Origin of the sequence: Pseudogemmobacter bohemicus, from assembly GCF_003290025.1 — a bacterium.
Classification (GTDB): Bacteria; Pseudomonadota; Alphaproteobacteria; order Rhodobacterales; family Rhodobacteraceae; genus Pseudogemmobacter; species Pseudogemmobacter bohemicus.
The window spans coordinates 309818-323668 of record NZ_QNHG01000004.1 but is presented as its reverse complement, the minus strand read 5'-3'; the positions used below and the strand labels follow the sequence as shown (position 1 = coordinate 323668).

General features: G+C 63.9%; 11 protein-coding genes. 1 reads left to right on the top strand and 10 read right to left on the bottom strand.

Annotated features, from left to right (window positions below):
- Positions 1-17: 17 nt before the first annotated feature.
- Genes DRF71_RS20615 through fdnG form a run of 3 tightly spaced genes read right to left on the bottom strand, consistent with a single transcriptional unit; the run spans position 18 to position 4803 of the window.
- Positions 18-737, bottom strand: a complete 720-nt coding sequence (locus DRF71_RS20615; RefSeq protein WP_112312421.1) for a formate dehydrogenase subunit gamma — start codon at positions 735-737, stop codon at positions 18-20.
- Complete coding sequence (gene fdxH, locus DRF71_RS20610; RefSeq protein ID WP_112312420.1) at positions 737-1726, bottom strand: formate dehydrogenase subunit beta; 990 nt, start codon at positions 1724-1726, stop codon at positions 737-739. Before fdxH ends, DRF71_RS20615 begins: the two co-directional genes overlap by 1 nt.
- On the bottom strand, positions 1723-4803 hold the full coding sequence (gene fdnG / locus DRF71_RS20605; protein ID WP_157971210.1) for a formate dehydrogenase-N subunit alpha: 3081 nt from the start codon (positions 4801-4803) through the stop codon (positions 1723-1725). Before fdnG ends, fdxH begins: the two co-directional genes overlap by 4 nt.
- Positions 4804-5201: 398 nt before the next feature.
- Between fdnG and selD the strand changes: the two genes are divergently transcribed.
- Complete coding sequence (gene selD / locus DRF71_RS20595; RefSeq protein ID WP_112312417.1) at positions 5202-6260, top strand: selenide, water dikinase SelD; 1059 nt, start codon at positions 5202-5204, stop codon at positions 6258-6260.
- Between the two features lie 55 nt (positions 6261-6315).
- On the opposite strand, the gene DRF71_RS20590 is transcribed toward selD, so the two are convergent.
- The 7 genes from DRF71_RS20590 to DRF71_RS20560 all read right to left on the bottom strand — a co-directional run bounded on the left by DRF71_RS20590 (position 6316) and on the right by DRF71_RS20560 (position 13634).
- A complete protein-coding gene (locus DRF71_RS20590) occupies positions 6316-7320 on the bottom strand; it encodes a TRAP transporter substrate-binding protein (RefSeq protein WP_112312416.1) in 1005 nt (334 codons plus the stop codon).
- 1 nt (position 7321) lies between these two features.
- A complete protein-coding gene (locus DRF71_RS20585; protein WP_112312415.1) occupies positions 7322-8590 on the bottom strand; it encodes a TRAP transporter large permease in 1269 nt (422 codons plus the stop codon).
- A complete protein-coding gene (locus DRF71_RS20580; protein WP_112312414.1) occupies positions 8587-9162 on the bottom strand; it encodes a TRAP transporter small permease in 576 nt (191 codons plus the stop codon). Before DRF71_RS20580 ends, DRF71_RS20585 begins: the two co-directional genes overlap by 4 nt.
- A complete protein-coding gene (locus tag DRF71_RS20575) occupies positions 9159-9947 on the bottom strand; it encodes an ABC transporter ATP-binding protein (RefSeq protein WP_112312413.1) in 789 nt (262 codons plus the stop codon). Before DRF71_RS20575 ends, DRF71_RS20580 begins: the two co-directional genes overlap by 4 nt.
- Complete coding sequence (locus tag DRF71_RS20570; protein WP_112312412.1) at positions 9944-10984, bottom strand: FecCD family ABC transporter permease; 1041 nt, start codon at positions 10982-10984, stop codon at positions 9944-9946. Before DRF71_RS20570 ends, DRF71_RS20575 begins: the two co-directional genes overlap by 4 nt.
- Positions 10985-10991: 7 nt before the next feature.
- On the bottom strand, positions 10992-12092 hold the full coding sequence (locus tag DRF71_RS20565; RefSeq protein ID WP_112312411.1) for an ABC transporter substrate-binding protein: 1101 nt from the start codon (positions 12090-12092) through the stop codon (positions 10992-10994).
- Between the two features lie 114 nt (positions 12093-12206).
- The gene (locus DRF71_RS20560) at positions 12207-13634 is read right to left on the bottom strand and encodes a YncE family protein (protein WP_112312410.1); all 1428 of its coding nucleotides are present in this window, start codon (positions 13632-13634) and stop codon (positions 12207-12209) included.
- Positions 13635-13851: the final 217 nt, after the last annotated feature.

The window sequence follows — 13851 nt, the reverse complement described above, 5'->3', positions numbered from 1 at the left end:
GGGAAGGGACCGGCGGATCACTCCGCCGGGGTTTTGTTATTATCGGGGGCTTTGCGGTTCTTTGCCAGCTCCCGCAGCCATTTGCGATGGTGCCGGAAGGCCCAGCCGCCGGTGACGCTGCCCGTTGTCATGGCGCGCAGCGTGCCACGGGTCCAGATCGCCGCATAGACATGCAGGATGAAGACCAGGACGATCCCCACCGCCGAGAGCGAATGCACCAGCAGCGCGATGCGGCGCGCCGGGATGGTGGCGGCCCAGGGGGCATAGGGTTCCCACAGAGGGATCTGTTGCTCCCAGATCATCAGCCCGGTCAGGATCAGCAGCAGGATCAGCCCGGTCATCGCCCAGAAGACGAATTTCTGCCCGGCATTATATTTGCCAAGCTCCGGCAGCTTTTCATCATTTCCTGCCACCACATCGCCGATATGGGCGACCCAGATGGCGTCTTCCCGCCTTGGCAGGTTCAGCTTCCACATCTGCAAGAACAAGAGGAAGAAGCTGATGAAAAGGACGATCCCCACCGCCGGATGCAGCCAGCGCACCACCTGGCCGCCGCCGAACAGCCCGGAGAGGAAGAAGAGAGACGGGTGGAACAGCGCCAGCCCTGAGATCGCCAGGATGATCAGCGACAGCGCGGTGACCCAGTGATTGAGCCGCGTGATGCCCCGGTAACGGCTGACCGTGACCGGTTTTGTGCTCTCAATATGGTCGCCAGGGGCGGAATATTCATGTGACATCACAGGCCCTCCCGGTTCTCAGGCGGTGTAGCGGCGGTTTTCACCACCAGCTCTTCGGCCTCATGCTCTTCTTCGGCGCTGACCTGGTTGCCTTTCGAGAAGAGGCCATGCAGCACAGCCCCCGCCGCAGCCAGACCCATCGCGGCAAGGCCAATGGTCTTGGTCGCGCCCTTCCAGCCCTCGACCACCGGCGAGATGCGCGGATCTTCTGGCAGGCCGGAATAGAGGCCCGGCTTGTCGGCATGATGCAGCACATACATCACATGCGTGCCGCCAACGCCCTGTGGATCGTAAAGCCCGGCATTGTCATAGCCGCGCGATTTCAGATCCTCGATCCGCTCATTCGCGAGCGCGATCTGGCTTTCCTTGGTGCCGAAGGTGATGGCCTGGGTCGGACAGGCTTTCGCACAGGCCGGCCCTTGCCCCACCGCCACCCGGTCGGAACAGAGTGTACATTTTTTCGAGACCTGCGCCGTCTTGTGGATGCGCGGCACATCGAAGGGGCAGCCCGAGACGCAATAGCCACAGCCGATGCAATTCGAGGACACGAAATCCACGATCCCATTGGAATATTGCACGATGGCGCCAGGCGCCGGGCAGGCCTTGAGGCAGCCCGGATCCTCGCAATGCATGCAGCCATCCTTGCGGATCAGCCATTCCAGATCGCCCTCGGGGTTCACATATTCGTCGAACCGCATCAGCGTGAACATTTCCGGCGTCAGATCATGTGGGTTCTCATAGACCCCCACATTCTCCTCCATATCCGGATGGGTGTCGTTCCACTCGATACAGGCCGACTGGCAGGCCTTGCAGCCGATGCATTTCGACACATCGATCAGCTTCGCGACCTTTTCCAGCTGCCGCTCGGGCGCGGGCACATTGGCGGTGGCCGAGATGCGCACGACATCCGAGGGCAACAGGTTCGAGGTGAGCGGCTGAACCGGAGGGTTCGCCGCCGCCGTCGTCGGTTGAGGGGCGCGTTCGGTCATGCCAGGCCCTCCGATGCGGGTTCGATATTGACGAGGAAGGCTTTGAATTCCGGCGTCTCGATATTGGCGTCGCCGACAAACGGGCCCAGCGTATTGGGGCCAAAGCCCTTCCGCGCCGCACCCTTGAAGCCCCAGTGGATCGGGATGCCGACGACATGCACGGTCTTGCCGTCGCAGATCAGCGGACGGATCCGTTTCGTCACCACAGCTTTCGCCCAGACCTGGCCGCGTTTTGACCAGACACGGACGCGGCCGCCCTTTTTGATCCCCTTTTCTGCCGCCAGTTCCTCGCTGATTTCCACGAAGAATTCCGGCTGGTTCACCGCATTCACATAGTTGTGTTTGGTCCAGTAATGGAAATGCTCGGTGAGGCGGTAAGAGGTGGCGACCAGCGGGAATTCGTCGCTGGTGGCCATAGTGGCCAGATCATCCGGGAAGACCCGCGCAACAGGGTTGCCGCGCATTTCCGGATTCAACGGGTTCGCAACAGGGCTTTCGAACGGCTCCATATGCGTCGGGAAGGGGCCATCGCGCATCAGCTTGCGGCTGAAGAAACGGCTGGTGCCTTCCGGGTTCATAATGAAGGGGCCGACTTCCCTCGGTTTGGCGGTGACGGCGATATCCGGAATATCCGGGCCGACCCATTTCTCGCCATTCCATTCGATCAGCACGCGGGACGGATCCCAGGGCTTGCCGTCAGGGTCGCAGGAGGCGCGGTTGTAAAGCACGCGGCGATTGGCCGGCCAGGCGAAGGACCATTGCTGGAACACCCCCATGCCGGACGGGTCGCTGTTGTCGCGCCGCGCCATCATATTGCCGTCCTCGGTGAAGCAGCCGGCATAGATCCAGCAGGCGCCCATCGTAGAGCCGTCATCGCGCAGCTGCCCAAAGCCCGAAACCTGCTTGCCGGCCTCCAGCACAACCTTGGTCGGGTCGGTGGCATCGTAAAGCGTGGTCAAAGCGCGGCCATTGAGTTCCATCGCCAGTTCGGCGGCGGTGGGCTCTTCGGGATCCGCGTAATCCCAGGACAGGTTCATAATCGGCTCGGGTGCCTTACCGCCCTCGGCCTCATAGAGCGCTTTGATCCGGTGATAGATCTGCGACATGATCCAGACATCGGTTTTCGCCTCACCCGGAGGGGTTGCCCCCGCCCAGTGCCATTGCAGCCAGCGTCCCGAATTCACCGTCGCGCCCTCGTCTTCGGCGAAACAGGTGGTCGGCAGTTCCAGCACCTCGGTCTGAATGCTCGCGCTGTCTACGTCGTTGTAAATGCCGTGATTTTCCCAGAAGGCGGCGGTCTCGGTCGCCAGCGGATCCATCACAACGAGCAGTTTCAGTTTCGAGAACGCCTCGGTCATCTTGCCCCGGTTGGGGAAAGACAGGATCGGGTTGAAGCCCTGGCAGAAGTAGATATTCACCTCGCCATTTTTCATCATGTTGAACATGCGCATCGCGTCATATTGCGCAATATCCAGCTTCGGCAGCCAGTCATAACCCCAGCCGTTCTCGGCCGTCGCCTTGTCTCCCCACAGCGCTTTCATAAAGGAAACCATGAACTTGCCGTAGTTCTGCCAATAGCTCATCTGGTTCGGGCGCAGCGGTTTATTGCCGCGCGTCGACATATAGGTGGCGAAGTCCGGCTCGGTTTCCCGCGGCATCGCCAGATAGCCGGGGATCAGGTTCGACATCAGACCAACATCGGTCAGGCCCTGGATGTTCGAATGCCCGCGCAGCGCGTTCATCCCGCCACCCGGGACCCCGATATTGCCCAAAAGAAGCTGCAACATCGCCATGCCACGGATGTTCTGCGATCCCTTAGAGTGCTGGGTCCAGCCAAGCGCATACATCGAGGTCATGGTTTTCGTCGGCGAAGAGGTCTCGCCGATCATCTCGCAGATCTTCAGGAAACGGTCCTTCGGCGTACCGCAGAGATTTTCAACGAATTCCGGCGTATAGACATCGACATGCTTTTTCAGCAGCTGCCAGACGCAACGCGGATGCTCCAGCGTTTCGTCATTGATGACATAGCCGTCCTCGCCCAGCTCATATTCCCAGCTGGTCTGGTCGTAGCTGCGCTTTTCCTCGTCATAGCCGGTGAACATGCCGTCCTGCCAGCCGAAGTCTTCGCGCACCAGATAGCCGACATTGGTGTAGTTGCGGACATAATCCCACTGCACCTTGTCGTTTTCGATGCACCAGCGGATCACCCCCATCAGGAAGGCGATATCCGAGCCGGGGCGGATCGGGGCGTAGTAATCCGACACCGATGCCGAGCGGTTGAAGCGCGGATCGACGACGATCAGTTTCGCACCGCGATGGTGCTTGGCCTCGGTCACCCATTTGAAGCCGCAGGGATGCGCTTCGGCGGCGTTGCCACCCATGATGACGACGAGGTCGGTATTCTTGATATCGGTCCAGGAGTTTGTCATCGCTCCACGGCCAAATGTCGGGCCCAAACTGGACACCGTGGGGCCGTGTCAGACGCGTGCCTGGTTGTCGAAACCTACAATGCCCAGCGAGCGGACCACTTTCCAGGTCGCCCAGGCTGTTTCATTGGTGGTGGCCGAGGCCGCCAGATAGCCGGTTGTGGTCAGACGGTTGACCGTCAGCCCGTCGGCATTCTTCTCGATCAGATTCGCGTCGCGGTCGTCTTTGACGGCGCGGGCGATCTTGTCGAAAGCCTCATCCCAGGTGATTTGCTCGAACCTGTCGGAACCGGGCTTGCGCAGACGCGGATGGGTCAGGCGGGTTTCGGCCTTGACGTAATCCTTGAGCGCGGCACCCTTGGGGCAGAGCGTGCCCTTGTTGGTCGGGTGGTCGGCATCGCCCTCGATATGGATCAGATCGGCCTTTTCGCCGGCTGCCAGATCACCTTTGGAATACATGATGATCCCACAGGCGACAGAACAATAGGTGCAGATATTGCGGGTTTCGGTCATGGTGGCGAGCTTGAAATCACGCACATGCGCGGCCTCGGCTGCCTCGGCCTGCTGGAAGCCCATGGCTGCCAGCGAGGTTGCCGCCACCCCCGCACCTGACAGCCTGATAAAGCTGCGGCGCGAAAGGTCGATATTCATGTGACCCCTCCTTTTCACTACCTGTCTTACGCTTTTCAGGGGCAAGATTCCCCGGACAAAGCCGCGATGGGTTGCTTCAATCATGTGATTGACTGGGCTTATCGTCGCCCGGTTGTGCAGGTCTGTCAAGCAAGGCGCGATATTTTCGTTTCCAAATAACGATTTGTGAAAGCGCTGCGCCCAGTGGCGGGTAACGGAATTTAATACCCTTCGCTCCTGACCATCTCTGCGCTGTGGGTTTTGCCCCTGGGGTGTGGCTGCGGCCGGGGTTGCCGCCCGGGGGGCTGGCTGGCTACAGTCGGCGCGGGGAAAGCGGCATCAAAGCGTTGCCGCTCTGTGCGCCCTGGCGCTTCCTTGTGCGGGCCGCATGTTGTGGCCCTTCAGCCGGAGATGAAGATATGACCTCTGCCGCCGCCGCGCCTGAGCCGCGCCTGACTTCGCTGTCCCATGGGGGGGGCTGTGGCTGCAAGATTGCGCCGGGGGTGCTGTCGGGGATTCTGCGCGGCACTTCGGCGCTGCCGGTGCCCGAGGCGCTGCTGGTCGGGATCGAGACCTCGGATGATGCCGCCGTTTATCAGCTGAACGACCATCAGGCGATTGTGGCGACCACCGATTTCTTCATGCCGATCGTCGATGATCCGGTAGATTTCGGGAAGATCGCGGCGACGAACGCGATTTCGGATGTTTATGCGATGGGGGCGACGCCTATTTTCGCGCTGGCGCTGGTGGGAATGCCGATCAATGTGCTCTCGGTCGGGACCATTGGCCGGATCCTTGAGGGCGGGTCGCAGGCCTGCCGCGCGGCGGGGATCCCGATTGCGGGCGGCCATACCATCGACTCGGTCGAGGCGATTTACGGGCTGGTGGCTCTGGGCGTGGTCGATCCGGCGCATGTGAAGAAGAATGCGGCGGCGAAGCCCGGGGATGTGCTGGTTTTCGGCAAGCCCGTGGGTGTCGGCATCTATTCGGCAGCGCTGAAGAAGGAGAAGCTGAGCGCGGATGGTTACGCCAGGATGATCGCGACCACGACGAAGCTGAACACACCGGGGCCCAGGCTGGCGCGTGTGGACGGCGTTCATGCGATGACCGATGTGACCGGGTTCGGGCTTGGCGGCCATGGGCTGGAAATGTCGCGCGGCGCGGGGAAGGGGATCCGGATCGACTGGTCCGCCGTGCCGATGCTGCCCGAGGCGGTGACACTCGCGGAGGCGGGGTTCATCACCGGCGCCTCGGGGCGGAACTGGGCAAGTTACGGCGGTGAGATCGCTTATGCGCGGGAAATGTCGAAGGTGGATCAGGCGCTCCTGACCGATCCACAGACCTCGGGCGGCTTGCTGGTCGCCTGTGCGCCGGCGGCGGTGGCCGAGGTCTTGCGCATCTTCCGCGAAGAGGGTTTTGACGCGGCGGCGGTGATCGGCGAGGTCGGGGACGGCGCGCCCGGCCTGACCATCGCCTGACCTGACGATTGCGCCGTTTGTCAAATTGAAAGCCCCGCCATGGCGGGGCTTGTTCCTATTCTTTGAGCGCTTTGGCTTCTGCCTCAAGCTGAACCAGCAGCGGCGTTTTTTCGCGCCAGGCCTCATACCAGCCGGTCACCGCATCGCCGAAGATCTCAGGCCCGGCTTGGACGACACTGGCGCCGGCCTCGACCAGTTTCACGCGGTAATCGGCGTCGATTTGCGGATAGGCGGCGCGGATCCTGGCGGTTTCGGTGGTCACGAGGCGGGTGATCAGGGCGCGGTCTTCTTCGGAATAGCTTTGCCATTTGCGGGCCGAGGCGACGGCGACCATCGGGAAGATCATATGCCTGGTGTCGAGCACCACGGCAGAATAGTTGTGGTAGCGATTGTTGAAGGTGCCCTCTAAATCCAGCTGCATGCCGTCGATCTGGCCATTGGTATAGGCGTCGAACAGTTCCGGCAGCGGCAGTGGCGTGGGGGCGGCGCCGGCGCGGGTCCAGAAGTCGAGTTCCTGCGCCAGCGGCACGGTGCGGATCTTGCGCTCTGCCACGGTGCCGCCATCGTCCAGCGGTTTTGCCAGCAACACGATGCGCATTCCGGCCATGCCATAGCCGAGGCCATGGAGGCCAAGCGCACCAAGCCGGTCCTGCAGCGCGGTCGCGGTGGGGCCTTCCAGCAGTTTCGCCGCCTGTTCGCCGGTATCGACCAGCCAGGGCGCGGTCAGGATGCCGAAAGTCTCGTCGCGGCTGGTCAGCTCTCCGACCGTCAGGAAGGCCAGATCCAGCGCACCCGATTGCAGCTGTTGCAGCATCTGCGCCTCATTGCCGAGCTGGCCGGATGGGAAGACCGCGAGGCTGAGGCGGCCATCGGTTTCCTTCGAGAGCTCTGCGGCCAGGTGATTGGCCGCGATCGTCCATTGATGTGGCGGCGGCGTGATGAGGCCGATCCTGAGATCTTCGGCCAAAGCGGGGGAAGCCAGGGCCGGCGCGGCGAGGGCGGTAAGCGCGAGGGCAAAGGCCCGGGGTTTCTGGAAAAAGCGGTGTTTCAGGAAAGCCATGTCAGCCTCCGGTCATGGTAGATTGCAACGCGGTGATCACGGTCAGCCCGGCAAGCACGGCAAGGGTCGCGAGGAAGAACGGGGTCAGAAGCCAGGAGAGCCGGGTCGAGGATATGCCGGTCATCAGCGAGGCGGTGTAAAGCCCGGCCCCAACGGGCGGCGTCAGCAGGCCAAGTGCCATATTGAGGCAGAGGATCACGCCGAAGGCCGTGGGTTCGATGCCATAGACATCGGTTGCGACCGGCAGCAGGACGGGCGCGGTGAGGATGATGCCGGGGATTGGCTCCAGCACGGTGCCCAGAGCCAGGAGGAGGATGTTCAGCAGGATCAGGAACATCAGCGGCGAATGCGCAAGGTCCTGGATCAGTGCCGAGGCCTGGGCCGGCAGATTGCCGTAAGTCAGCACCCAGCCGATGATCTGCGCTCCGGCCACGAGGAACAGCACCGCGCCCGAGGTCACGGCGGTCCTGACCAGTGCCGGGGCAAGATCGGCAAGGCGCATCTCGCGGTAGAGGAACAGGCCGATCAGGATGGTCGCCAGCGAGGCCAGCGCCGCCGATTGCGTCGGTGTCGCGAAACCGCCAAGGATCGAGCCGATCACCACCGCCGGGACAAGCAGCGCCGGTGCCGCGTCACGAAGGGTACCGAGCCGGGCGCCGGGCGCCATCTGGCCGGTTTTCGGCAGAGTATAGCGCCAGCCGAGCCAGGCGATGACGGCGGCGAAACTCGCGGCCAGCGCGATCCCGGGCAAAAGACTTGCGCGAAACAGCTGATCGACCGGCAGCTGCGCCACGGCGGCAAAGACGATCAGGTTCATCGAGGGCGGCAGCACCGGGGCCAGCAACCCTCCGGCGGCGGTGACCGAGGCCGAGACATCGCGGGGATAGCCTGCGCGCTCCATCTCGGGGACGGCAAGGCGCGACATGATCGTCAGTTGCGCCACGGTCGAACCCAGCACCGAGGCCATCATCAGATTGGCCAGCAGGTTGATATAGGCCAGCCCTGCGCGGAGCGGCCAGATCAGGGCGGCGGCAAGGGCAAAGAGGCGCCGCCCGATGCCGCCGGCGCCCATCAGCTCGCCAAGCAGGATGAAAAGCGGCAGCGTCAGCAGCGAATAGCTCTCGATCCCGGCGAAAAGCTGCTGTGGAAAGCCGGTCAGCAGCACCTCATTGCCCGATGCCATGATCAGGATCAGCGTGGTGGCGACCAGCAGGAAGGCAATCGGCGCCCCCAGAAGCAGCAGCGCGGTAAAGGAGAGGCCGGCGATCATGGCTGCCCCCTCAGCACGGCGAGATCCGTGGCGATCTGCGCAAGCACATGGATCAGCGCGGTCAGGGTGGTGACCGGCATCACCAGCCAGAACCAGATTTTCCGCACCCCCAGCGTCTGGGTCGGGTCGGAATAGATGAAGCTGAATGTCTCTTGCGCGAAGGCCGCGACCGAGCCGGCGCGGATCAGGCCGGGCAGATCCAGCCAGCGCCAGATGATCCAGGCCATGACCAGCAGAAACAGCAGCAAAAGCAAGTCATTGAGCAAAGCGAGCCGGGCGCGGTTCCTTGCGTTCAGCGCATCGGGCAACAGGCCCATGGTCATATGCTGGCCAAGGGCTACCGCCATCGAGGCGCCGAGAAAGGCAAGGCAGACCATCATATGCACGGCGAATTCATCGGTCCAGGCCAGCGGGCGGCGCAGCCAGCCCGAGGCCGCCCCCGCGATCATCGCAAGGAAGATCAGGGCAACCAGCCCCGCGCCGACCGCCTTTTCGATGCCAAGGATTCCGGCGCTGAGCCGCGCCAGACCGCCCGCCGGGCGGGGCGGAGTGCCGAGGGGGAGATCGGTCATTTGCCTGCAGCGCTCCGCGATAATTCGCCGTCGATCTGCACCATCAGATGGCCCTGGCTGCAGCGCTCGACCCGGGCGGAAACGCCATAGACCTCGGCCAGCATGGCAGGGGTGATGACCTCGGCCGGCGGGCCAAAGGCGAAAAGGCCACCCCGGTGCAGGATGGCGATCCGGTCCGACCAGCGCGCCGCCAGTGCGAGGTCATGCAGCACGGTCAGCACGATGCGGCCCTCGGCTGCGATGCGGCGGACCTCGGATAACAGCCGCACCTGGCGGGCGAGGTCGAGTGCCGAGGTTGGCTCATCCAGCAACAAAAGGCGGGGGCCGCGCACGATGGCCTGGGCCAGGCTGGCCATCTGGCGCTGGCCGCCCGAAAGCTGATCCAGCCCCGCCAGCGCGAGATGGTCGATCCCCAGCCGGTCCAGCACCGCCATGGCGCGGGTCTCGGGCGGTTCGGTCACGGCGCGCTCGCCACTTGCGCGCAGCGCGGTGATCACGGTTTCCAGCACATTGAGCGAGGCGCCCGAGGGCAGGCTTTGCGGCATGAAGCCGATCTTCTGCGCCCGCGCCGCCGGGCCGAGAGGGGCGAGATCCTGACCGTCCAGCGTGATCGCACCGCTAAAGGGGGCAAGGCCGGCAATCGCCTTCAAAAGCGTCGACTTCCCGGCGGCATTGGGGCCGGCAAGGGTGGTGACCTCGCCGGGGTTCAGCGCGGGGAGCGACAGGGCCGAGAGCACCTGGCGGCGGCCATAGCCGGTGGAGACGCGGGTGACGGAAAGGCTCATCTCGCCTGCCTCCCGCGCAGGATCAGCCAGAAAAAGACCGGCAGGCCGATCAGCGAGGTCACAAGGCCGATGGGCAACAGCGTGCCCGCGATCAGCAGTTTCGACAACGTCGAGGCGGCGGACATCAAAAGCGCCCCGGTGAAGATCGAGGCGGGCAGCAGGAAGCGGTGATCCTCGCCCACCAGCATCCGCGCGATATGCGGGCCGGCAAGGCCGATAAAGCCGATCACGCCCACCATCGACACCGCGGTCGCGGCCAGCAGGCTGACGCGCAAAAGGGCCCGGCGGCGCAGCGCGGTGACATCGACGCCAAAGCCGCGCGCCTGTTCCTCGCCCAGCCGGAGCGCGGTCAGCTTCCAGGATGCCATCAGCGCGAAAGGCACCGTCAGCGTGATCACCACCGCAAGGATCGCGACCGAGCCCCAGGTGACGGCCTGCAGGCTCCCCATGGTCCAGATCACCAGCTGTTGCAGATCCTCGGCCGAGGCGATGAATTGCAAGAGCGACAGGAAGGCGGCGGCGGTGAAATTCAGCGCGATCCCGAACAGGATCAGCACCTCAGGACCGCCGCCCCGCAGCCGTCCCATCAGCTGCAACAGCGTCAGCGCGCCCAGCGAAAAGAGGAAGGCATTCGCCGTGATCCCCCAGGCGGGCGGCAGGAACGGCACCGTCACCCCCAGCACGATGGCCACCCCGGCGCCAAGCGCCGCCGCCGCTGAAACCCCCAGCGTAAAAGGCTCGGCCAACGGATTTTCCAGCACTGTCTGCATCTCTGCCCCCGCGAGCGCCAGGGCGGCACCGACAAGCAGCGCCATGACGGCGACGGGCAGGCGCACCTGCCAGACAATGACCGAAGTGCCGCGCGGCACCTCGCCGCCCGCCAGCGCGCGGAGCGTCTCGGACAGAGGCAGGCCAGACGGGCCGGTCGTCAGGTCGATCACCACCGCGATCAGCGCCAGCACCGCCATGGTCGCGACCAGCGCGGTGCGGCGGCGGTTTTGCCGGTGGTAGCGGTCAAGAAGCGCAGAGCCGGACATCGGGCGCTCAGTTCTTTGCCGAAATCCACCAGGTGCCGGGCACCTGAACCGGCGAGAACCGGGTCTCGATTTCCCGCAGCGTCGCGGCAGGATCCACATCCTGGAAGAGATCGGGATGGAAGGCTTTCGCCAGATACTCGATCAGCGCGATATGGCTGGGCGTATCGTTGAAGAGATGCCAGACGCCGTAGGCGCGGCCCGCCTCCACCGCCGTCAGCGCGTTGAAGCCGGTGGCGCCGGTCAGGGCGGCGAAACTCTCCTGCGCCTCGGCCTCGCTGATATCCGGTCCCAGCACCAGCCCGCCCCGCGCCCGCATATGATCACCGCCGGTTGCGATATAGAAATCCGGATCGGCGCCGATCAGGAATTCAAGGCTGACATTGCCCAGCACGCCCTGGACGACCCCGGACCCGATATTCTCGCCGCCGGCGGTCTGGATGAAATCGCGAAACACCCCCGACCCGACCGTCGAGCAGCAATTCGTGGGCGCCGCATGGACATGGAAGAAGACGCTCGGGCGGCGGATCGCGGGATCCGCCAGCCGGTCGCGGATCCGGGCCAGCCGCGTCTCATAGAATTCGGCGAATTCCTCGGCGCGGGCGCTGCCACCGGTCAGCTGGCCCAGAAGCCGCAGCGAAGGGATCGAATTTTCCTGTGGATGGGCAAAGAAATCGACATAGGCGACGGCGATGCCGGCAGCCTCGATCTGGTCGCGGGCGCGCTCCATCGCCGGATCGCCCGCATCCATCAGGGAGAGCACCACCAGATCCGGATCGAGCGAGATGATCGTCTCGACCGAGATTTCCCGATTGCCGGTGCCCACGGAACGGATCGCGTCAATCGCCGGGAATTTCGCGCGATACGCGGCAAGCGTCGGTTCATCCAGCCCCTTATCGGTGCGCCAGCCCACCACTTTCGCCACCGGATCGGGATGCAGCAGCCCCAGCACCGCCATATGCCGCCCTTCGCCCAGCACAATGCGGGAGGCGGGTTCCTGCAGCACCACTTCGCGGCCCAGAATATCGGTGGCGCGGATCTCTGCCAGCGCGGGCGCGGCAAGGCCTGCCATCAGCGCAAGCATCAGGGAAAGCGGGCGAAAACGGATCATCTTGCTACCTCTGGCACCCGCATGGCGGCGCCATTCAGGAAAAAAAGGGGGCGCGGGCCGCCCCCTTCACGCGATTTCAGGCCGCTTGCCGGACCCTGATTTGTTGGCCCCGCCTTATTGGGCTTTCGGACGGATGCGCCAGATGCGGTCGCCGCTGTCATCATCCTGGCCGCGCGATTTGTTCACCGCCCAGACGGTGCCCCCGGCATCGGCCACCAGCTCATTGGGCAGGCTGCCGGCTTCGAAATTGGCGACCACCTTGCCCTCGGTATCGACGACGGTGATGGTGCCCGCACCGCGATTGCCGACGAAAGCCAGCTTCGATTTCGGCTCGAAGGTTACATAAAGCGCGCCGGCGCCGGTTTCGACATCATGCAGCACCGAGCCATCGGCACCGCTGACGATCAGCAGGTTGTCGCTGGTCTGCGAGGCGACGAAGACCAGATCATCGGCAGCATCATAGGCCACCGAGGCCGCGCCGATCGAGCCGGGCAGCGGCGTCACGCGGATATCGCCGGTCTTGGTGTCGATCACCGCCAGCTCGGGCGTCGCACTGGAGGCCGCAAAGAGCTTGCCGGTCGCCGGATCGAAATAGATATCCTGGGTGCCGAATGTCTGGCCCCGCAGCTGCGAGGGAATGCTGTAGGGGTCCAGCTTTTCCATCGTCTTCGCGTCGATCACCTCGATCACCGGCGAGCGCGCCGAAGAGATATAGACGCGACCCGCCGCCTCATCGATCTGGACCGAGAAAGGATGGGCGATGAAATCCGGCTCGAATTGTCTGATCAGCGACAGGTCATCGGCGCTGTAGACGGCGATGGTGTTCTGGCGGGTATTGGTGGTCCAGAGCCGGCCGGCAGTCTCGTCGAGGCCAAGCCCGTAAACCGCGTAAAGCGCCGGGCGGCCATCCTCTTCTGCCGCGCTGCCCTCGGGCACCGGGGCGGCGCCCGGGGTGATCTGTTCGATCACTTTCAGCGTATCGGGATCGACTTTTGACAGCGCCGATTCCTTCACCGGCGGCCGACCCACCGCCGAGGTGACATAGAACACATTCCGCGAGGGGCTATAGGCCAGCTGATAGAGGCCCCGCGTCACCGGCGCGCTGGTGATGTCGAAGCTGTCGGCGCCTGCAATGGCGAGATTGGGAGAGATTTTCAGATCAATCACCGTTGCCGAAGAGGGCTTTTCCGCAATCACCAGGATCGGCTGCAACCCGGTGACGGCATTGGGGTCGATGGTCAGGTCAAAGCGGAATTTGCCCTCATTATCGACTTTGATCGGGCCGCCCTCATTCAGCACGGTATTGCCGCGCATCAGGGTGATTTCCTGGCCCGGGATCATCCGTTCGCCGGTGATCGACACGGCCGAACCCGCCACCACGGCGGCGCCCTGTTCCACTGCGCCGGCCCGCACCATGCCGGGGAAGCCATCGGTCGTGGTGGTGAAAATGGTCTCGGCGTCCAACGGGCCGGACATCACGCTGAAAGCCAGGGCAGAGGCGCCCAGAAGGCCACGAAAGCGGTGCAGAGGCGGGAAAGCCATGATCTTCTCCTCGGTATTATCATGCCGGAACGGCGCATCGGGTGCTGGCCGGTCCGGGTGTCGCTGGCATAAACAGCGCCGGATCTGCAGCGGGTGCCCCGGTCAGTGTGGTCGTCGCGGGGCGTCACAGCGGCATTTTCCGGCGGGGACGCAGCCGGGCGACCCTGAGTGCAGCAGTATATTCTTGAGAGGGATTGTCAACTAATTCGCCCGGGTC